Origin of the sequence: Tuberibacillus sp. Marseille-P3662 (assembly GCF_900178005.1) — a bacterium.
Classification (GTDB): domain Bacteria; phylum Bacillota; class Bacilli; order Bacillales; family Sporolactobacillaceae; genus Marseille-P3662.
The window spans coordinates 461,003-481,310 of sequence record NZ_FXBS01000005.1 but is presented as its reverse complement, the minus strand read 5'-3'; the positions used below and the strand labels follow the sequence as shown (position 1 = coordinate 481,310).

Annotated in this window: 17 protein-coding genes, 1 pseudogene and 1 riboswitch; of the genes and pseudogenes, 5 read left to right on the top strand and 13 right to left on the bottom strand. The window is 39.1% G+C overall.

Annotated features, from left to right (window positions below):
- The first annotated feature begins 87 nt into the window (after positions 1-87).
- The 3 genes from B9Y89_RS08420 to B9Y89_RS08410 are packed head-to-tail and all read left to right on the top strand — an operon-like array spanning position 88 to position 3,887.
- Positions 88-2,202 (top strand): BglG family transcription antiterminator, encoded by a 2,115-nt coding sequence (locus B9Y89_RS08420; RefSeq protein ID WP_176222156.1) that lies wholly within the window; start codon positions 88-90, stop codon positions 2,200-2,202.
- Positions 2,203-2,215: 13 nt separating this feature from the next.
- The gene (locus tag B9Y89_RS08415; protein ID WP_085522771.1) at positions 2,216-2,494 is read left to right on the top strand and encodes a PTS sugar transporter subunit IIB; all 279 of its coding nucleotides are present in this window, start codon (positions 2,216-2,218) and stop codon (positions 2,492-2,494) included.
- Positions 2,495-2,516: 22 nt separating this feature from the next.
- Entirely contained in the window at positions 2,517-3,887 is a 1,371-nt protein-coding gene (locus B9Y89_RS08410) for a PTS ascorbate transporter subunit IIC (RefSeq protein ID WP_217807183.1), read from the top strand.
- A 329-nt stretch (positions 3,888-4,216) separates the two neighbouring features.
- Here B9Y89_RS08410 and B9Y89_RS08405 read toward each other — a convergent pair whose 3' ends face one another.
- The 6 genes from B9Y89_RS08405 to B9Y89_RS08380 form a co-directional block, all read right to left on the bottom strand.
- Positions 4,217-5,065: a carbohydrate ABC transporter permease gene (locus tag B9Y89_RS08405; protein ID WP_085522769.1), complete on the bottom strand. Its 849-nt coding sequence runs from the start codon at positions 5,063-5,065 to the stop codon at positions 4,217-4,219.
- 3 nt (positions 5,066-5,068) lie between these two features.
- Positions 5,069-5,950, bottom strand: a complete 882-nt coding sequence (locus B9Y89_RS08400; protein ID WP_085522768.1) for a carbohydrate ABC transporter permease — start codon at positions 5,948-5,950, stop codon at positions 5,069-5,071.
- Positions 5,951-6,144: 194 nt separating this feature from the next.
- Positions 6,145-7,413, bottom strand: a complete 1,269-nt coding sequence (locus tag B9Y89_RS08395) for an extracellular solute-binding protein (protein ID WP_085522767.1) — start codon at positions 7,411-7,413, stop codon at positions 6,145-6,147.
- 131 nt (positions 7,414-7,544) lie between these two features.
- Positions 7,545-8,279: a glucosamine-6-phosphate deaminase gene (locus tag B9Y89_RS08390; protein ID WP_085522766.1), complete on the bottom strand. Its 735-nt coding sequence runs from the start codon at positions 8,277-8,279 to the stop codon at positions 7,545-7,547.
- Positions 8,248-9,684: a 6-phospho-beta-glucosidase gene (locus tag B9Y89_RS08385; protein WP_085522765.1), complete on the bottom strand. Its 1,437-nt coding sequence runs from the start codon at positions 9,682-9,684 to the stop codon at positions 8,248-8,250. The genes B9Y89_RS08390 and B9Y89_RS08385 overlap by 32 nt, the downstream gene beginning before the upstream one ends.
- Positions 9,685-9,702: 18 nt before the next feature.
- Positions 9,703-10,614 (bottom strand): carbohydrate kinase family protein, encoded by a 912-nt coding sequence (locus B9Y89_RS08380; protein WP_085522764.1) that lies wholly within the window; start codon positions 10,612-10,614, stop codon positions 9,703-9,705.
- A 396-nt stretch (positions 10,615-11,010) separates the two neighbouring features.
- On the opposite strand from B9Y89_RS08380, the gene B9Y89_RS08375 reads away from it, so the two are divergent.
- Positions 11,011-11,742 carry a GntR family transcriptional regulator gene (locus B9Y89_RS08375; protein WP_085522763.1) on the top strand — a complete coding sequence of 244 codons (732 nt, stop codon included), beginning with the start codon at positions 11,011-11,013 and terminating at the stop codon, positions 11,740-11,742.
- A 534-nt stretch (positions 11,743-12,276) separates the two neighbouring features.
- Here the strand turns inward: B9Y89_RS08375 and B9Y89_RS08365 are convergent.
- Positions 12,277-13,011: a SurA N-terminal domain-containing protein gene (locus B9Y89_RS08365; RefSeq protein ID WP_085522761.1), complete on the bottom strand. Its 735-nt coding sequence runs from the start codon at positions 13,009-13,011 to the stop codon at positions 12,277-12,279.
- Between the two features lie 240 nt (positions 13,012-13,251).
- Positions 13,252-13,362, top strand: a riboswitch (TPP riboswitch).
- A gap of 101 nt (positions 13,363-13,463) precedes the next feature.
- Between B9Y89_RS08365 and tenA the strand changes: the two genes are divergently transcribed.
- On the top strand, positions 13,464-14,168 hold the full coding sequence (gene tenA, locus B9Y89_RS08360) for a thiaminase II (RefSeq protein ID WP_085522760.1): 705 nt from the start codon (positions 13,464-13,466) through the stop codon (positions 14,166-14,168).
- Positions 14,169-14,287: 119 nt separating this feature from the next.
- Here the strand turns inward: tenA and B9Y89_RS08355 are convergent, their stop codons facing one another.
- The 6 genes and pseudogenes from B9Y89_RS08355 to B9Y89_RS08335 all read right to left on the bottom strand — a co-directional run bounded on the left by B9Y89_RS08355 (position 14,288) and on the right by B9Y89_RS08335 (position 20,273).
- Entirely contained in the window at positions 14,288-15,313 is a 1,026-nt protein-coding gene (locus B9Y89_RS08355) for an NAD-dependent formate dehydrogenase (RefSeq protein WP_085522812.1), read from the bottom strand.
- A gap of 178 nt (positions 15,314-15,491) precedes the next feature.
- Positions 15,492-15,881, bottom strand: coding sequence for a Na-translocating system protein MpsC family protein (locus tag B9Y89_RS08350; protein WP_254901217.1), 390 nt, complete (start codon positions 15,879-15,881; stop codon positions 15,492-15,494).
- Between the two features lie 148 nt (positions 15,882-16,029).
- Positions 16,030-16,128, bottom strand: a pseudogene (locus B9Y89_RS19365) (hypothetical protein); the annotation flags it as partial.
- Positions 16,129-16,480: 352 nt separating this feature from the next.
- Positions 16,481-17,626: a hypothetical protein gene (locus B9Y89_RS08345; RefSeq protein ID WP_085522759.1), complete on the bottom strand. Its 1,146-nt coding sequence runs from the start codon at positions 17,624-17,626 to the stop codon at positions 16,481-16,483.
- Complete coding sequence (locus tag B9Y89_RS08340; RefSeq protein ID WP_085522758.1) at positions 17,623-18,162, bottom strand: RNA polymerase sigma factor; 540 nt, start codon at positions 18,160-18,162, stop codon at positions 17,623-17,625. The genes B9Y89_RS08345 and B9Y89_RS08340 overlap by 4 nt, the downstream gene beginning before the upstream one ends.
- 560 nt (positions 18,163-18,722) lie before the next feature.
- Positions 18,723-20,273: a BCCT family transporter gene (locus B9Y89_RS08335; RefSeq protein ID WP_085522757.1), complete on the bottom strand. Its 1,551-nt coding sequence runs from the start codon at positions 20,271-20,273 to the stop codon at positions 18,723-18,725.
- Between the last annotated feature and the right edge of the window lie 35 nt (positions 20,274-20,308).

The following is a 20,308-nucleotide window of genomic DNA, read 5'->3' as shown; positions in this document are numbered from 1 at the left end:
CCTATAAAGCAATTTATAATAAGATTCAAAGTAAGGTACCTACTTTGAATTGTTTAGTTTTTGCAAAATCTAAGGAGCGGCATGTCGATGACCTTAAGCAAACGAAGTGTCTTTATTCTTGATCAGTTAATGAATACACCGTCCTATCTCACAGCAGATGAACTGCAAAAGAAATTACAGGTTTCCAAACGCACAGTTTATTATGACGTACGGCAAATCAATAACTGGCTGGAAGACCATCAGTTGGATACCATTAATCAGCAATACGGGAAAGGAATATATCTCGAAGATAAGATCAAGCAAAAACTCCCCCATTATTTGAATAGCATTAAAGGCTGGTATTATCATCTCTCTAAAGATGAACGCTTGGCATGTATCGCCGTCTTGATGTTAAACAATCAGTCTTACTATGCCAAAGACTTTGCTAAAAAATTATGGGTCAGCAGAAGTACAATCACACACGATATCGCAGAATTAAGGCAAGCCCTTTCGTCTCTTAACTTAGACATCACTTTTATCCGAAACACGGGATATACCCTTGTAGGAAACGAAGAGAATAAGCGCCAAGTATTTGTTCAATATTTCGCAAAATTATTCTCGCAACAAAACTGGGATCACATACCTTTAAGACTTATGGATATATTAAATGAGCCGTCTCCTGAAGTGAAAAATGATGATCATTTTGAAATTCAAATGTTCCCCGTTTTAAAACAATGGGTGTCAGAGGCGGAAAAAATCATCCATGTCAGTTATACAGATGAAATGCATGACAATTTAGCAATTAAGTCTATTGTCATTTGTAAGCGATTAAAATCCGGAGAGCACATTACTTTGAATCAACAACAAAAGGAAGCACTGATTCAAACCCAGGAATATCAAGCAGCTGAATATATCGCTGATCGCTTAAACCGTTATCTAAATATTGAATGGCCAGAAGATGACATTTGTTTTCTAACCATGAACTTATTAGGAGCAAAGGTAGATTCATCAACATTATCTGAGGAAACCCATCAGGAACTAGGACAATTAAAACAGGTTATTCAGTTAATGGTTACCGAATTTCAAAATCGGGCTTGTGTAATTTTTGAGGAACGAAAATGTCTAGAGAAACAGCTATTCATTCATTTAAAACCGACCTATTACCGATTAAAATACGGTGTCTTTGTTGAAAATTTGCTAACTATGGAAATCAAGAAAACTTATTGGGAGATCTTTGAGATCACAAAAAAAGTGGTTCACCACTTCGAGAAATTATTACAACAACCGCTAAGAGATGATGAAACGGCCTATATTGCCATGCATTTCGGAGGATGGTTAAGAAAACATGATACCCAAATCGCGCCGAAGAAGAAAGGCATAGTCGTCTGTGAAAACGGCGTCGGGACTTCCAATATCTTGAAAGCCCAAATAGAAGGCTTGGTTTCGACAATCGAGATTGTAAACACCGTTTCTTTAAAACATTACCAGCGCTGTGATTTTAGTAATATTGACTACATTTTTTCAACGAAGCCCATACCTGATGACCCAAAAGTCTTCCAAGTAAGCCCAATATTGGGTCATGCAGAAAAAGAGCGGTTGTTAAAACAGATGCAACATGAGTCAGGACAACATGCAGATGCTTCTGTTGAAACGGAAGAACTCCTATCAATTATTCAAAAACATACCGAGATTAATCATTTGGAAGCCCTAAAATTAGATTTAGACCAATTTTTAAACAATAACAATGCAAAAGTAAGGGAGTCTAGAAAGCCCATGCTCAATGAAGTTCTGTCAGAAGACCACATCCTTCCCAATAGAAGTGTAGAAAGTTGGCAGGAGGCAATTAAAGTCGCCGCCCAACCTCTACAAGAACAGGGATATATTGAAGAGACCTATATTAACGCGATGATTCAAGGTGTAAAGGATAACGGCCCATATATCGTAATTGCCCCCAAAATTGCTGTACCCCATGCACGGCCTGAATCAGGCGTTCAGCGACTAGGGATGAGTTTATTGACGATAAAAGACGGAATCTATTTTTCCGACCAGGAAGACCATTTTGTACAAATGGTCATTGTCCTAGCTGCGGTGGATAATGACACCCACTTAAAGGCCTTATCGCAGCTAACAGAATTGATTTCGAACCAAGACAGTGTAGATGAGATGATCCAGGCCACTGATCCAAAGACGATTATGAACTTGGTTAACCAAGTATCGATTTAGGAGGAACAAAAATATGAAAGTATTAGCCGTATGTGGAAATGGACTAGGAAGCAGCATGGTATTAAGAATGACTGCGGAAGCCGTATTAAAAGATTTGGGGATAAAAGCCAACGTACAAACGTCTGATATCGGCTCAGCTAAATCCGAGACAAGCGATATCATTGTGACATCGGAACAGTTCTCTAACATGTTGACCGGGAGTATAGATACCCCCATCGTTACAGTAAAAAATTATGTTGACCGTAATGAGATGAAAGAAAAGTTAGAGCCCGTTTTAGCAAACATTCAGTAAGTAAAGGAGAATGAACTTGGTAATATTACATTTTATCGTTAATGAGGTATTGAGTAAGCCAGCCTTTTTGGTTGGGCTAATGGCTCTCATCGGTTTATTAGCACAAAAGAAAGCTTTCAGTGACGTTATCTCTGGAACGTTAAAGACCATTGTCGGCTTTCTCATTTTAACTGGTGGCTCTGATATTATTGTTGCAGCTCTCAAACCTTTAGGGACCATGGTTCAAGAAGGGTTCAACCTTCACGGTGTTGTCCCGACAAATGAAGCCATTGTAGCCGTGGCACAAGACGCTTTTGGAGCACAGACAGCCATTATTATGGCATTGGGATTTATTATGAATATTATTCTTGCACGCATCACACCTGCTAAATTCATCTTCTTGACAGGGCACCATTTATTCTTCATGGCAACATTATTTGCTGTTGTCCTTGGCAGTGCAGGAGTAGCAAGTACAAATCAAGCTATTTTAGGAGGTATCTTATTAGGCACAGTCGCTACCATGATGCCAGCATTGGTTCATCCATTTATGAGAAAGATCACGAATAATGCTCCTTTTGCATTAGGGCATTTCAATTCATTAGGATATATTATATCATCACTCACAGGAAAATCGATTGGAAACAAAGAGAAAACCACTGAAGATATTAAAATCTCTTCGAAATTGGAGTTTCTTCGAGATTCTACTGTAATGACAACGCTAACTATGATTATTATGTATGTCATCCTTGCTATCGCCGCCGGTCCCAATGCGCTAAAAGATTTCACTGACGGTAGCAACTATATTATGTATGCCATCGTTCAAGCTATCACCTTTGGTGCCGGTCTTGCCGTTATCTTGATGGGAGTTCGAATGATTCTTGCCGAGATTGTCCCTGCCTTTCAAGGTATTGCCCAAAAAATTGTACCGAATGCGTTACCAGCTCTTGATGCCCCAACTACATTTACTTTTGCACCGACAGCAGTGTTGGTTGGTTTTATCGCCAGCTTAATAGGCGGTTTAATCAGTATGGCAGTGATGGGGCCGCTGGGACTCGTATTAATCATTCCCGGCATGGTTCCCCATTTCTTCGACGGCGGTACAGCTGGCGTATTTGGAAATGCTACAGGCGGAAGACGTGGTGCTATTATTGGTTCGTTTATCAACGGCATATTAATAACAGTCCTTCCAGCAATGCTGCTGTCATTTTTGGGTTCTTTCGGCCTTTCCAACACAACCTTTGGAGACAGTGACTTTGGTTGGGCAGGTGTCTTAGCAGGATATATGTCGAAATTGGGGATTGGCGGAACATACGTAACAGTCATTATTGTGTGTGGACTGTTCATCGCCCTCGCCAGTTATGTCTCAATTAAAGATCGGAAAGTCCAAGCAGATCATGATGAAATGAGTGCTTAGACATGAAAGAAACGCGGGATAGTCACCCGCGTTTCTTCTTTATCATTTTTACTTAAACAATCCTACTTAATAGCTAAAATCTAAGCTCTGATATTTATATAAATCATAGTACACCTTCCGCTTCAATCCATCTCTTCCCCACATTATGACGGATGATCAAGACCTTCTAATGTCTCAGCCACAATCTCATTGGCTCTTTTCAATGAATGATTGATATTATTTTGTATACGTCTAAGTGCCGTAAAAGTAAATTGATAATCTTCACGACTTGAATTTAAAGAAACGAGCCGATTAATCGCATTAAGCTTAGGAATCTGTTGTCTGTTAATCTACTCTTTTACACCGCCTCCGCTCATTCCTTTCACAAGATACCTTTGAAAAATGATAGCGATTAAAACAGGTGGAATGGAAGCTATGATGCCCCCTGTTGCCGTCATTCCATAATCCGTGAGATGCCTACCGCTAAATTCTGCGATAGCAACAGAAATCGTTTTGGCATCCAAACTCGAAGTAAAGATTAATGCATAAAAAAATTCTTCCCATGCCATTAAAAATGACAAAATGCCAGTTGCAATGAATCCAGGCCTAGCAATGGGCACAATGATGTACCAAAGAACTTGAAACCTGTTGCATCCATCGATGGATGCAGCTTCTTCGAAATCATCATTTATTGAGCTAAAGTAACTCTGCATGATCCAGATAACGAACGGAATTATAAATGTAGCATCTAATAGAACGAGAGTAAATTTAGAATCAAGCAAATTTAGACTGCTTATAAATAAATATAAAGGGATGACAATAACAATTGGCGGGATCATATAGGTGAATAAGAATAAATAAATCATGTTTTGCCTGAACTTAAAACGTAATCTCGCAAAGGCATAAGCCGCAATACCACCAACGACTAACGCAATGATTGTAACACAACCGGCAACTTGTATAGTGTTAAACATAGCGATTCGAAAAGTATTGGCCATTTCATTTCCACTATTACTGAAGATATCAATATATCTTTCCCATGTAATATTTTTAGGGAGCCATCTTAAAGGAACCTCTCTTAAGTCCTCTGAGTATGATATACTAGTGATAAACATCCAAATAAAGGGAGCCAATGTAAAAAATAAAACAATTAAAGCGAAAAGATATTGTATCATCCTTAATGGTAGACTTCTTTGCATTTTTTATTCTCCCTCCCGCTTTAAGAGTTGAATATATATAAATGTTAGCAAAGCAATGATAAGAGCAATTAAATAAGAATACGTTGCTCCCGCAGAATAGTTAAGGTTTTCAAATACTTTGGCATAGGCTTGAAAACCTAGAACCATTGTTCCGTTGGCCGGTCCTCCTTGAGTAAGAACATATATTAAATCAAAAACTTTAAAAGTCTCCATCGTTCGCATCACAACAATAACAAGTAACATTGGCTTTAAATAAGGTAGCGTAATAGATGTGAAACGGCGCAGTAAACCGGCTCCATCAACCACCGCAGCTTCATATACTGACTTATTCGTTAACTTTAACGCAGATAGCATAAAGATAACGACTAAAGGTGTCATCTTCCAAGCATCAGCAATAATAACCATATTTAAAGCTAGCCATGGAGAACCCAGCCATGACTGATATTCAGGGATGATATGAAGCTGCATTAACAGTGCATTCAATGCCCCATACTCCGGATGAAGGATCCATTTCCACATCGAACTACTGACAATATTAGGTACAGCCCAAGGAATAATAATGATTGCAAGTAAAAAACTCTTACCTCTTATATCTTCGTTTAATAGCAGTGCAATCATAACTCCTAGTATGACTTCAACTAGAATCGATACAAGCGAAAAGTAAGCTGTACGGCCAGCACTTGCCCAAAAATCTCCATTGCCTAAAATCTCCATGTAGTTGGCTAAACCTATAAATTCACCCGTGCCCCCTAAAGAAAGGTTCATATCTTGGAAACTATATATCAATGTCCGAAAAAGCGGATATATCACTATTCCGAATACAATTATTAAGGCAGGGAATATGATGGTCCATGCAAACTTTTGTTCAGATAAACCGTTTTTCATGACTGATCCTCCATTACTGGTAAGCAGTGAGTCTTATGATATTCAACTGAATCGTGGCGACCTCAATTTTCCTCTTTACTTAGTTGTTAGCTAATGCAAGCTAACAACTAAGCATGGAGGTCACATTCAATCAATCATAGTGCTTATATCTCACTTAGATTCATTTCATCTAACCTATTGCATGTATATAGTAATTAATCGTTACTCGTTATGGATTCTGCCTTATTTTGTAACTCAGATAGTCCTTCTTTAGTTCCCTTGTTCCCTGTTAAAATCTCTTGAATATTAACTTGAATTTCTTGCGACAATTTACCATAAGAAGGGATTTTTGGACGACTAATCATATTGTTAAACTGTTGACTCGCAACCTTAACTAGCTCAGGATTTTGCTCTAACACTTTTTCACTCTCATAAAGTGATTTCCAAATGGGTAAAGTAATGTCTACATTGTTTTTTTGAACATCTTTAGACGTTAGAAATTTAATATACTTCCATGCTGCTTCTGGATGTTCGCTTCCAGATGTAATACCCAGACCTTCTCCTCCGTATACTGAGGAACTCTTCACATTTTCACTCCCCGGAACTACTGTAACGCCTAACTTGTCACTGATATTTGAGTTTTTCACTTCGTTGTACATGAAAGACCAGTTAAGGGCGAAAGCAGCTTTTTCATGTATAAAAGTCTCCTGGACTTCTTGTTCTAAATATTCCGTCGAATTTGGGTTCGACAAGCCACTTTCTAAAGAATTGACCATATAAGATGTCGCTTCTAAGACATGATCGCTCGTAAAGTTCGGTTGACCTTCTTTTATCATATTGCCGTTAAACCCACCCGTAAGGACGACAAAATCACAAACCAATGCCTCGCTCTGACTCCAGCTCCATACTATTGGATTATTTACAATACCTTGTTCCTTAATCGCTTTTGCCTGTTTCCGCAATTCTTCCCAGGTTTCCGGCGGGTTGTTAAATCCGGCCTTCTTTAGCATGTCTTTGTTATAATATAAAAACTTTGTGTCATTTTTCCATGGCATGGCGTACATTTTCTCATTATACGTGACACCCTCAATAAAAGGCCCAAAAATATCGTTTTCCTCTTTCTTGGACAGCTCTTCCGGAACTGCTTGTAAGATACCTGCATTAGCGAATTGTGCTATCCACGGCATATCAACATCTGTCACATCATAATTGCCTGATTTCGCTGAGGTAAGTATTTTTTGTTTAAGAGAATTGTAGGCTACAAATTCCAAATTCACATGAATATTCGGATTTTTATCTTCAAACTTTTTCGTAATACCTTTTAAAGCATCTTCTGTTCCAGATCCACTAGGAAAAATGGCGTTTATTGTAACGCTTTCATTTTCGGAATCACTTGAACCCGTTGAATCCGAACATCCCCCTAGAAAAATACTTACAGACAAAATGAAAAGGACACTATAAATAATATTTTTCCTTTTTTTCATAAAATGAATCCTCCTGTATTTTCAAAACTTAACTATCTAAGAACAAAAGTGAAGGAACATATTCCCAATATCACCTCCCAATTGAATACATTATGTTTTTAATGAATAATAAGCTATAGTCTCATTATCATTCATGACTGATCGAGTTTTTTGGCGGCCTCTTTGTCAAAAATAAATTCAACGTGATCGTGATTCTTCAATAAACTGGACGGTATTTTGGAATTGGGTGGCATTTGTATCGTTTTAGCAATGATATCAGCCTTTTCTTCTCCATTTGCAATGGCGATAATATTTTTAGTTGATAAAATGAGATTCAATCCTAACGTGATTCCCTTTGAAATATTAATTGGGTTATCAAAGTATTTGGTTGAAACATTCTTTGTGACTTCATCTAGTGATACGACATGGATCCATTCATCCATCGAAACATGAGGTTCATTAAACCCCAAGTGCCCATTCATCCCTATTCCCAGAAGCATAAAATCTATTCCATCTAGTTTGTTAATTTCATTCAATACCCGTTTTTTCTCATTGCCTATAGGTGTTACTGTCCCATCAAAAAATACAATTTGATTGCTAGCCACTTTTAACGGCCGATAAACATACTTGTCTAATGTATGGCGACAACTTCCCTCTATTGATCCGTTAATTCCGATCCATTCATCTAGACCCACAAAGGTCACTTGACTTAAGTCTAGCGATTGTTCTTCAACTTTATCTATTAATTGCTTATAGGTTCCCAATGGAGTATGGCCACCGGCTAAGCAAACAACAGCATCTGTTTTTTGACGAAGACATGATATGATTCTATTAGCTGCTAAATCTGACATTTGATTATAGTCTGGCATGATACTTAGCTTGGTCATTCGTACTCTCCTCTAGTCCATTGTCATTATAATTAAATTGAGGAAGGTAGTCTTGATGGACTTCTAAATATTCATCAAGTATCTTTTTGGCAACTTTAAATGATGGGACTAACGGGTGAACGGTCAATGCATTGAGCGCTGACTGATATTCTCCTTTTACAGCCGCTTCCACAGTCAATCGTTCATACGTTTTTACCGGCTTAATCAGGGCCATGGATAAATCAGGAACCTCTCCAATCGCTAATGGAAAATAGCCGTTTTTATTAACAAGACACGGCACTTCCACGACGTCATCATCACGCAAATGAGAGATTGTTCCATTGTTTGGTACATTCAAGGTCAGCACTTGCTGCTTATTATTGACAATACTTTTAATAATGTTTAGTGCAAGTCCCTCATAACCTTCCTCTTCAAATGTAATATCAACCTTTTCTTCCTTTTCATAAACATTATGAATATCGCCCGATGTTTCACGTGACATATATGTTGACGCTCTTGTTTCAAGTGTTTCGTTATAGTCATTTAATGCTTCTTCTAATTTACCTTCTTTAACGAGGGTGGATAGACGCTTCAGCAGAGGGCGATTTAAGTTCACAATTTGTTTTCCACGCGTTTCATTGGAATTAATAATGTTCCGTTCAGCAACATCTTGATAGTAAAAATAGTAAAGATATTCATTCGGTAACATGCCTATATTACGAATCAGTTCCGGATCGAAAAAGTTAAATATATGAGATATACGTGCAAGTCGCTCATAGTTTTGAATAATTTCAGGTAGTTTGTCTTCTCCGTTGACCAACACAGATGGCACCCAGCCTAAGTGGTTCAATCCAAAGTAATTTGCCTGTAACTCTGTATGAGGGATTTGCAGAAACTTTCCAATAGCATTTTTTATCCCTGCATGAGCATCACAAATCCCGATCACTTTCTTATGGTGTCCATAAGTATTTAGAGCTTGAGCAAGAAGCCCTGCAGGATTTGTGAAATTTAATAGCCAAGCATCAGGTGCAAGTTCGTTAATGATTTTTGAGTATTCAAGCATGACAGGAATTGTACGGAGGGCCATTGCAAAACCTCCAGGTCCTGTTGTTTCCTGGCCTATCACCCCATGTTTTAAAGCCACATGTTCATCCTTAATGCGAGATTCCTCTTGCCCAACCCGCACAGCAGAATAAATGAAATTTGCCCCTTTTACAGCTTCCCGAATATTTGTTGTAAATACTAGTTTAAAAGGATTATTATTTTGTTGTACTAAATACTTAGAAATCTCCCCCATAACGGAAAGCCGCTCTTCATCTTGATCAAAAAGCACAATTTCGTCGAATTGAATATCATCGTGCTTAAACAATCCCCTTATAAGTTGCGGTGTACGCATTCCGGCCCCACCAAGTATTGTTAATTTCATAAAACATCCTCCACTCTTTTATATTTCAAAAAATTCTTTGCAAACTCGACTCCAATTGGGACTGGTTTTGGTACCACCCATCCCCTCAACTGAGCATCCGCCACAAAAATTGCCTAGACGCACAGCTTCTTCTAGTTCAAAGTCTTTTAAAAGACCTGTTAACAAACCTGCTGAAAATACATCTCCAGCTCCTGTTGTATCAACAACATCTCTTTTTGAACTTGGAACTTTTGTTACAACACCCTCTTTCTTAAATAAAGCCCCATCTTCCCCAAGTTTAATGATGACATTGTTAGAATTAAGTTTATTAAGTGCTTCTAAAGCCTTTTCAGCATCGGTTTCACCAGTTATAACAAGTGCTTCTTTCAAATTAGGGGTGAATAAGTCACCCATTTTGATAATCTCCTTTAATTCAGGATCCTTTAACCAGCTTTCATCCCAACCCACATCTAATACAACCGTCATACCTCTTTGCTTAGCGGTTCTAATGGTCGATTTTGTTTCTTCTTTTGCACAAATATGTAGAACTCTAGCATCCACTGTTTCAACTAGGGTGTTAATATAATCCTCAGGATTGAAATCCTGAATTTGGTCCTCATAAGAAATAAATGAACGGTCTCCCTCATAATTCAGCGCAACTGACAGCGTTTGCAAAGGTTGGTCAAAATGTTTCATGTGTTCTGTTGATATACCTTCCGCCTTTAAATGATTCATGATAAATTCGCTTAGAAAATCGTTTCCTATAGGTGCCGCCATAGCAACATTCAAACCAAGCCTTGCTAATGCCACGGCAGTATTGAAAGCCGCACCACATGTGAACTCGAATCTTCCGCAATAGACTTCTTCTCCTGATGAAGGCATTTTAGGTATTGATGAGAAAATTACGTCTACTGATATCGTCCCACTAACTAAAACATCATATTTCTCCATAATTCTCCTCCTACACCTAGTTAGTCAATTCACATTCATAATGATGTTATAACAAATTTAATTTTAATGAATCCATCAAATATCCATATTTAACATAATAAGTTTAACGATATTTATTTCCTTTATAATAATCAACACAATGGTCCAATAAATCGCTGATCATCTTCTTAACTTTTTATTCACTATTTGTTATATTGTTATTACAAATTATCATAATCTACGGTTATATAATTGTCAATAACATTTCAAAAATTCCTAAAGTGTAAGGTTCTTAAGTTATGATTGGTTTGCTTTTATTTGATTGTCTTTTGCTATAATATACAATCAAAATAATTATAAGAGGATATAACATCCTCTTTTGCCAATATTCATTAGTATCTAGAAGAGGTGAGAAAGTTGTTAAGCAATAAACCGGGCACGGCATTATATTATCTTGTTAAAGAACAAATTTTAGAATTAATAAGAAATGGTACATATGAAGTAGGCAGTCAGCTTCCAACTGAATCTGATTTATGTACGTTCTTTGATGTAAGTCGAACCACAATCCGTTTAGCTCTTCAGCAGCTTGAACTTGAGGGACAGATTCATAAGATTCAGGGGAAAGGTACTTTTGTTTCCGAAGTGAAAATCAATGAACAAATTACTCAAAATATCAAAAGTTTTTCCGAACAAATGAAAGATGCCGGTCTAAATCCTTATTCAAAAGTGTTAAATCTGGATGTGACACCAGCAACTATATTACTTGAAAATTCACTGAATATCCAACAGGATGACCCTGTTATAAAATTAGAGAGATTACGTTATGCCGGGGACAAACCCTACCAGCATTCAACATCCTTTATTCCTTGGAAAATTGCCCCCGGCCTTCTAAATGAAGATTGCTCACATTCATTATTTGAATTGCTTCAATCTAAATTTAATATACGTATCTTAAAGTCCATAGAATCAATTGAACCCATATTACCCGACAAAACCATATGTGATATGTTAAATATTCCTGAAAAAACAGCTTCTTTTTTACTAAAATCACATACTTATTCAACAAATAATATTCCAGTGGAATATTCGGTTACGATTGTACGTGGTGATTCTGCTAAGTTTTTAACAGAGCGGCATTTTAAAGAATAGAAGTAATGGTTAGATTTTTTAACCTAATTTTAGATGAATGACTTTCCGATGACCGAGTATTAGTTTAATAAACAGCATCCACCATATTACAATGACAACACTGGGAGGCGATCGCAAAAATGGCAAAAAAACGCTTTACATTTATAGTTATAATCCTACTAGCTATTTTATTTTACGTTACAACCTCCTTTTCACATAGTCTCGTTATGAGACGCACGGTTTTTCTTCATGGGCACCCGATCACCGCTTTGACAACACACATAGACCCAAGACCTGACACCATCCAAAAACGATATGGCCGCTGTTTTACTATAGATAATACTGCTGTTAATAACGGAACGGAAAATGCCATTCCAGGGATATGCATGAAGAGGGGCATATGGGGTTTCTATTATGATGTCACCATCGGAGACGCTTAGAGGGTGATGATGGATTTTCGCTGCCTTATCTAAAGGAATAAATCGCGTTGTCTGAGCATTTCAAGTCAATACAGCTTAAAAAAGGGTTATCCGACAACTCGGATAACCCTTTTTATTAAATGTTAACTTCGACGTCGCCGTCTTTTTTCAGATCTTTAACGATTTCAGCTCTTGCCTTTTGCTTCCTTTGTTCTTGAAGACCTTGTTTAATTTGCGATTTAACCTTTTCGTACTTTGGAGCATCTTCGGCGTCTTTGCTATACTTGTCATAGTAATCTTTCGCTTCTTTGTCCGTTACTTTTTCGGTATCAATTTCTTTTTCAGTATACTGTTCGACTGTTAACTGTTCGGATAGTTGATTTTTATATTTCTCCATTGTCAAGCCTTGTTGTTTCATAACTTTCTTGAATTGTTCGTCACTTTCAAACTGCGATTTTGTTTTCTCAATGCGGTTATTAATGTCTTCCTCAGAAGCTTCATATCCTTTCGCTTTTGCATCTTGAAGAATGAGCTCTTGTCCGACTAAACTTTGAACCGCTTGGTTTTTGGCTTGTTCTACGTCAACTTTTTGTCCGGTCTTTTGTGACTGCTGCTGAACAGCCTGAAGAACAGTGTTAAACTCAGAGCCTTTTATTTTTTCCCCATTGACGGTTGCCACTGTTTTACCTTTAGCCACTTGACCTTTGACTTCGCTTCCCTGGCCACTTTCTTGAGATTGTCCATCTGCCTGTGCCTCAGTATCATTACCGTCGCTTCCCTCTTTGTTAGATTCATCGCCGCCGCAAGCAGAAAGCGCCAAAGCAAGAATCATCACAAAGGCAAGAATTGATAATCGACGTTTCATAGCCATTCAAAGTCTCCTTTAATTTTTGAGTCTTTGCAAGAAAACTAACACAGGCTTATTTTGTTTTCAAGTCTAACCATTAACAGATTGAAAAATAAGATATTCGCCCTATCTTCAATCTATTGATAAGTCAAAATAACGTTGACCAAGTGTATGCCACGCCCCCAAGGTTCCACTCAATTCCAAAGGCTTAGATCTATTTGACATTCCCTTCATCAATGTTACGATGATTGTGAAAACCCAATCTGTTTCCGCTAGGGGTGCCATTGATTAATGGCTGAGATTAAAGTTATGACTTTAAAACCCTTACAACCTGATCTGGTTCATACCAGCGGAGGGAAGTGGTGTCATCGCTGTCGGATCCATTTTTTAACTTTGGAACTATTGATCGTAGTTTTTCTTGCAGCGACCCTCTCCTCCTCAGGTGTCGGAAACAACTAACAGAGGAGGATTTTTTTATGTCATTTTCAGAAACACTACGTGAGGCGACGAGAGAAAGTTGGGAGATGAGTCTGCACCATCCGTTTGTATTAGGTATCGTTCACGGAGATTTACCTCTGGATACTTTTAGGTATTTTATTCTCCAAGATATCTATTATTTGAAACACTTTGGAAAAGTGCATGCCATGGCAGCCGCGCAAGCAAAGGATTCCCACATCACGTCATTTCTGATGGAAAAAGCCAAGCTGACAGCAGAGGCAGAGCTAACCGTTCATCAAGAACACGCCGACATTCTCAATATTACTGAAGACGACATAGCTCAGTTCAAACCCGCACCAACAGCGTATGGATACACGTCACACTTGTACCGTGCCGCTCTCTCCGGAAGTCTTAGTCAGACCATCGCAGCCCTTCTCCCTTGTTATTGGTTGTATGCCGACATTGGCCGCACATATCAAGCAGCTACACCGCAGGAACCCCTTTATCAAAACTGGATCACAATGTATGCCAGCGATTGGTTCCAGACTTCAACTCAAGAGCAAATTGAGCTCTTAGATCGATTGGCTCAGGAAGTCAGTGATCAAGAACGCGACAACATGAAAGAACAGTTTGTCATCGCCAAAGAATATGAACTCGCCTTCTGGGAAATGGCCTATACACAAGAAACGTGGCCATCCAATCAAGCTTCGATTCGCAATGCTACGGGTAAAACAAGAACTTGATCGAACACATATTTTCGATTGATCACCTAACTTCAATGTGGTTCTTTCGTAACAACAAATCCGGCTGCTAGCAGCCGGATTTTTGATACCCTGTAAAATTTATCTTCAAACGAAAAAACTTATTTCACGCGATAGCTTGAGCTGGCGATTTGGCCACCCTCAACAATAACGTCTTTCGGTTGCATTGGGCGGTTTTCAAAAAAGCGCGTCAGAATGTCTTTGACACCTTCCTCAATACGGGCTTGTGCTTCAAGTGTCATTCCCGAATAGTGGATGGTCATGCCTTGCTTAGGCATTGTTCGCCAAGGATGATCACTTGGTGCTGGTTGTGGATACCAAACGTCACCGGCATAGCCTGCCAAATGATCGGATTCTAGAACTTCTTTTAAGGCATCTCGATCAACAATTTTGCCTCGAGCGGTATTAACAAGATAGGCGCCTCTCTTCATTTTATTCAATAACTCCCTATTGAATAAATGTTCCGTTTGCTTTGTTAATGGCGCATGGATGGTGAGGATATCACTTGTTTCCACCAACTCCTCGAATGATACAGATTGTGAGCCATGTAATTGTTCTTCATGAAGAGGGTCATGATGCTGAAGTTTAACATCGAAGGGTTGTAGACGTTGCGCGACAAGTTGGCCAATACGTCCAAATCCAAATATACCGACGGTCTTCCCTTCTAAATCATGGGCATGATTACCGACTTTAGGTAAGTTCCACTCTCCTTCGACCGCTTGTCGGTGACCTTCTAAGAAATTGCGAAGTAAAATTAAAATATCCATAACGGCATGTTCTGCGACACTGACAACATTACTTCCCGTTACTTCAACAACAGAAATATTATGATTAATCGCAGCATCTAAATCAACATGGTCAGAACCGACACCCGCTGTAATCGCTAATTGAAGTTGAGGCGCTTTTTGAATCAAGTCCTCATTGACATAGGCAGGAAAGAACGGTGAACTAATAATGACTGACATATCCTTAAGATGAGGTTCCAATTGTGATTCGGTATCACTTATAATAACAAGTTCGTGACCTTTTTCCTCTAAGAATGGACGTAGTCCCAGTGCCTTTTCAGTGCTTAAGAGTTGGTTATTATTATCTTTTTGCGTTTCCGGAAATAAAGCGACAATCTTCATTAATAAACGACCTCCAAAAAATAATATCATTTTTATTTCTTCCATTGATGAAACATAGCGTGACTCTACCATTGATCACCCCCCTCAAAAAAAAACCACCATCTCTTTGGGTAGACGTCTACCCAAAGAGATGGTGGTTAGCTAACAGCACTAGGTACTTTATACCAATCCGCCATGGTTATGATGTATGAAGTTCTGCTTGTTGATCAATAGGCCGGTCAAAGACAAAAATTGAAATAACTTCATCATCTTCCATATGAATATCAGTAAACAATTTTTCGAATTTGGCTCCAACGAGTTCTTCCATTTCAGTGGGAGGATTTTGGTCGTACAGTTCTTTGATCATTTGGGTTCGTGCCTGCCAAACCATGTCTTCTCCACTTTTATGACGCGTGATAAAACGTTCCACAGGACTTAGACTTCCACTCATATAAGCGATGGCCCAATTGCTATGAAACGTGACTTTGATTTTCTCAGGTCCTTTTCCAACATGTTTTTTTCGATATGTTCGAACTAAGTTAGCAAAGTTTTGTTCAGTTTGATAGATAGGTGATGTGATGCTGCTCACCTTCTTTCAAAAAAGATAGTAATAGCTTGAAAGAATTAACCAACAATTGAAACCCTTATCTATTATTCATTATATAACACGCTTAAAGTTTGACGCAAACGTGACAACTTTCATTTATACCCGCATATCATGAATCCCGGAACGTACTTTTTTGTGTGAAATACCTATAAAGCTCTGCAGTAATGAAAGCTGTAAAAATCCCGACAAACATGCCTTTTGCACCTAAGCTATCCGTTGAAATACACCCGCCACATCCCCTACGGTTTGTGGCGAAATCTATTACTTTGGGCTTAGCAGTTAGATAAAAGAAGAGAAGAGACTGGGATAGAAGTGTATGAGTCACAGAATCATCCGAACTGTGTTATTAATCAGTTCGGATGATTTGTTGACACTTAAAGAAAGTATAAAAACTTTCTTCAAGTATAAGTGCAACTAAGGCTTTCGCCATTAAAGCTTGGCGATAAGCCAAGTCTTCTTTAAAATCGTCATTCCTGTCATCGCTTCGTCAAATACTTCGCTTGCCGCGGGCGTCTACGAATTTTGACGACGCTTAGAACTTCCTTTCATATCTTTTAGGCGATCTGGCATCATGCTAGTACTTAATTTTCAACAACCATTTTTAATCCTGCGATCGGGCTTTGTTGGGTTTTGACATAATGAATCGTTTTTCCCTCCTGCCAGCGAATGGTGATCTCTGGTGATTTTTTGCTCAAGTTCACCTTGATGACCCCGTGTCTATCAGGCGCCGGAAGATAGTGTTCTTCCAAATACGCAACCATCTTTTTAGCGACCTGTTTATTGGACCCATAGCCCTTATAGACGTCAGAAGGATTGCTCGGACTATTGACCTCCATCAGCCATCGGCCTTCATTCCATGAAATATGGGCATGGCCGGCTGTTCCTTCGACTCTGGCAGTGATATCAGAACTTAACTTAAGCTTTCCGTTTTTAACCTTGAAAAATCTAACTTTTTTCTTGGCTTCTGCTTCGCTTCCGTAAAGAGAGGCACCGAAAACGCCGATCTTTTGATTTGAGCCAATATGTTCTAATGAGGAATCATTGACCGGTACGGGTTTTGATGTTTGGAACAAATTAACCTTGTAACTATCCGTACTCGATTGCGTTAACGCAGTTAAATATTTCCCTTCATCCACCGGAACCATCGTCGGGGACACCTTCGGAACAGATGTATCTAGGGCCTGCATTGCTTTTTGAATCACGGCCTTCGGTGAATGGGTTTTTGACGATTTGGAACGCTTTTTCCCGGTATCCGAGGAGTCCTTATTATCCGCCTTCTTTCCATTGCTCGAATTTGAACCGGGATCTTCACGCGTTGAATTGGATCCCCCTTCCTCATCGGAGTTTTTTCCACTTGTTCCAGACGAGTCATTTCCTCCATGATTCCCAGGATTATCTTGATTCGATTTCTCCAACTCTCCCTGTTGTTGTTCAGCAGAGGTGTTATTTTTGTCAGCTCCTTGGGAGACTAGTCCCTTTTCCGCCGGGGGAGTGGGGTTAGCAGACTGCTGCGATCCAAATAATCCACTGCTCGCAACTAAAACGCCGCTGATGAAAAAAACAACAAGTATCGAAGCCACATAGGCTATTGGACGAAATTGGAACTTCGGTCTTCGCTGCTGTTTTTTTAATTTTTTTATGACATCCCTTTCTGATCTGTGGGAAGGCATCTGTTCATAACTTTTCTTCAAATGCTCCATTCTTTTCTCAAACAAGTCCTTTGTCATTTTCCGTCCCCTCCTTCCCAGATGCTTTTCAACTGCGATTTCCCCCGTGATATACGGGTTTTGACTGTATTCACTGGAAGCTTCAGGATTGCCGCGATCTCCTCCTGTCCTTTTTCCTGAAAATAAAACAACACAATCGGGACCTTGTACTTGTCATCCAACTGTTGAATGATCCTGTGCAATTCCCTGTCTCTTTCATTGTGTAAAATGGACGCTTCCGTGGATAATTCCGGAGACTTGGGTTGGCGTTTCAACATCTTTATTTTTTCCCGGACACTTTTTCGCTTTCTGTGTGCATCCTTCGTTACATTTAATGTGATTTTATAAAGCCACGTGGAAAACTTGCCATAAGAATATTGATGAAGGTTCCGATACACCCGTAAAAATACCTCTTGTGTGATATCGTCAACAGTATCCATCGAATTCCCCAGTTGAAAGCTAAACCGTTCTACGATTGGATAATAAGTTCTCATTAAATCATCATAAGCATCAAGGTCCCCTTCTTTGGCAAGTTCAATCAATTGTTCCTCTGTCATCAACCGGCGGCCCCTTTCCAACTATGTAACTTACTCGTACTGAAAGAAGTTTCATTTTTTCGAATACCTATATGAACAAAGTCACAACAAAATAATACATAAACAGAAAAAGTGGAGGCAGTACCTCCAATTCAGTGTAACATTCTATGAGGCTGTTAATTTTCCCCTCCTAGTTTACGGCTAAACCATTGACCGGTTGAGTCCGGGTTTCCTTTATGTTTCGCATTTTTGTTTTATGCTGATACGATATCAGCGTCCGATAAAGAAGAAAAAGATATACATAAACAAGACGAGGGGTTGCCTTTAACCTTAAAGGCAACCCCTTTACATGTTTCTATGTAGTGAAACGCAACGAAATTGATTTTCGTTTCACCTTTTTTCAATCGTTCCACCAACACTGCTTTTGCTTCATAATCCCCATAACACCATTCATCATCCAAAAGTTGATCAACAACGATCCCTCATCGCATCAGCACTCTCAAGAAATCCTCATAAGTTTGACATTCAAGAATTTGCTGTACTTTGATTCGTTTGGGGCGTGATGGGACTATTAAACGAAGTCATCCTGTATTAGCTTGATCGCTTTCTACTAACGTATGGTCCACTTTGCCTGTCGACTTTCCTTCTCTCCTTGATGTCAGTTGTTTGTTTGTCACTTTGTAGAAGGACAGTCCCATTAATAAAATAACGATAGAGAAAGGCAATGCAGCAATAATAAGAACGTTCTGCAGTCCTTGGGTTCCTCCAAAATAAACAATAATAGCAGCCAGTGCTGATTGCGTCAGACCCCAAACGCTTTTAACTGAATTAGAAGGATTCAGGGAACCTGAAGTGCTCAACATCCCTAGAACAAAGGTTGCAGAGTCCGCAGATGTAATAAAGAAGATGGCCACAACCAAAATGGTTATAAAAGACATTAAATCACCAAGCGGAAAATTCTGGAGCATCCCAAAGGTTGCAGTTTCTACAGGGAAATCAGAGATGGTTGCAATACCATTTTGCTCAAGATAAAGGGCGGAAGCGCCAAATACAGCAAAAAAGATAAAGCATAATAACGACGGAACAGCCAATACTCCCAGCATGAATTCCTTAACTGTACGCCCTTTTGAGATTCTTGCAATGAAGATTCCGACAAAAGGTGCCCAGGAAATCCACCATGCCCAATAAAATAGGGTCCATTTGTTAACCCAATCCCGATTCTCTTGGTCTTGCGGTGCTAAATGAAAACTCATATCGAAAAAGTGAGTCATATAACCACCAAGTGTACTCGTGAACATATTTAATATATATAACGTTGGTCCTACAATTAATAGAAGGAGTAAGAGAACAATAGCAATTCCCATATTGATATTGCTTAAGTACTTGATGCCTTTACCAACACCTGTCCATGCCGAACCAATAAATAAAATAGTGGAGATAACCAAGATAGAAAATTGAACACCAAAATTCGCTGGAATACCAAACAAAAATGACAAACCACCGTTCAGCTGGGCGGAGCCAAATCCAAGGGTTGAAGCGACACCAATGACCGTAGCAAAAACAGCCAGTGTATCAATTGATTTGCCAAGCGGACCGCGCATTCTTTTTTCCCCTAATAAGGGTTCAAGTGTCGCGCTAATTAACCCTGGTGAACCCCTATGAAACTTGAAATACGCGAGGACCAGGGCAACGATCCCATAAACAGCCCATGCATGCACACCCCAATGAAAAAAAGCGTATCTAAGTGACTCCTTAATGGCTTGATCTGATCCAGGTTCTGCACCCGGCGTGCTTTTAAATGCATGGGAAACAGGCTCCGCTGTCGTCCAGAAAACCAACCCCACACCCATACCTGCACTAAACAGCATGGCAAACCAAGAAGGCAAACTGAAAGAGGGTTCATCATCTTCTTTTCCTAATTTAATCTTGCCAAATCGTGAAAATATCAAATAGACACAGAAGACTAGCATGATCATGATAATCAACAAATAATACCAGCCAAACGTCGTAGAAAAATAGGAGGTTACATTTGCCGTTACAGACTCAAGTTGATCAGGTGCAATGACACCCCAGATAACTACCGCCACACAAATAGCGAGAGCATTCCAAAATACAATCGTTACGTTTTTCACCGAGTCACCTCTTATGTATTTTTTACGAGAATTTT

What these genes read in the sequence shown, in the direction of transcription:
- B9Y89_RS08340 (WP_085522758.1), bottom strand. Translation starts at nt 18,162, where the DNA reads ATGACAGAGGAACAATTGATTGAACTTGCCAAAGAAGGGGACCTTGAT.
- B9Y89_RS08385 (WP_085522765.1), bottom strand. Translation starts at nt 9,684, where the DNA reads ATGAAATTAACAATACTTGGTGGGGCCGGAATGCGTACACCGCAACTT.
- B9Y89_RS08380 (WP_085522764.1), bottom strand. Translation starts at nt 10,614, where the DNA reads ATGGAGAAATATGATGTTTTAGTTAGTGGGACGATATCAGTAGACGTA.
- B9Y89_RS08355 (WP_085522812.1), bottom strand. Translation starts at nt 15,313, where the DNA reads ATGAAGATTGTCGCTTTATTTCCGGAAACGCAAAAAGATAATAATAAC.
- B9Y89_RS08400 (WP_085522768.1), bottom strand. Translation starts at nt 5,950, where the DNA reads ATGAAAAACGGTTTATCTGAACAAAAGTTTGCATGGACCATCATATTC.
- B9Y89_RS08395 (WP_085522767.1), bottom strand. Translation starts at nt 7,413, where the DNA reads ATGAAAAAAAGGAAAAATATTATTTATAGTGTCCTTTTCATTTTGTCT.
- B9Y89_RS08420 (WP_176222156.1), top strand. Translation starts at nt 88, where the DNA reads ATGACCTTAAGCAAACGAAGTGTCTTTATTCTTGATCAGTTAATGAAT.
- tenA (WP_085522760.1), top strand. Translation starts at nt 13,464, where the DNA reads ATGTCATTTTCAGAAACACTACGTGAGGCGACGAGAGAAAGTTGGGAG.
- B9Y89_RS08390 (WP_085522766.1), bottom strand. Translation starts at nt 8,279, where the DNA reads ATGACCAAGCTAAGTATCATGCCAGACTATAATCAAATGTCAGATTTA.
- B9Y89_RS08345 (WP_085522759.1), bottom strand. Translation starts at nt 17,626, where the DNA reads ATGACAAAGGACTTGTTTGAGAAAAGAATGGAGCATTTGAAGAAAAGT.
- B9Y89_RS08415 (WP_085522771.1), top strand. Translation starts at nt 2,216, where the DNA reads ATGAAAGTATTAGCCGTATGTGGAAATGGACTAGGAAGCAGCATGGTA.
- B9Y89_RS08365 (WP_085522761.1), bottom strand. Translation starts at nt 13,011, where the DNA reads ATGGCTATGAAACGTCGATTATCAATTCTTGCCTTTGTGATGATTCTT.
- B9Y89_RS08405 (WP_085522769.1), bottom strand. Translation starts at nt 5,065, where the DNA reads ATGCAAAGAAGTCTACCATTAAGGATGATACAATATCTTTTCGCTTTA.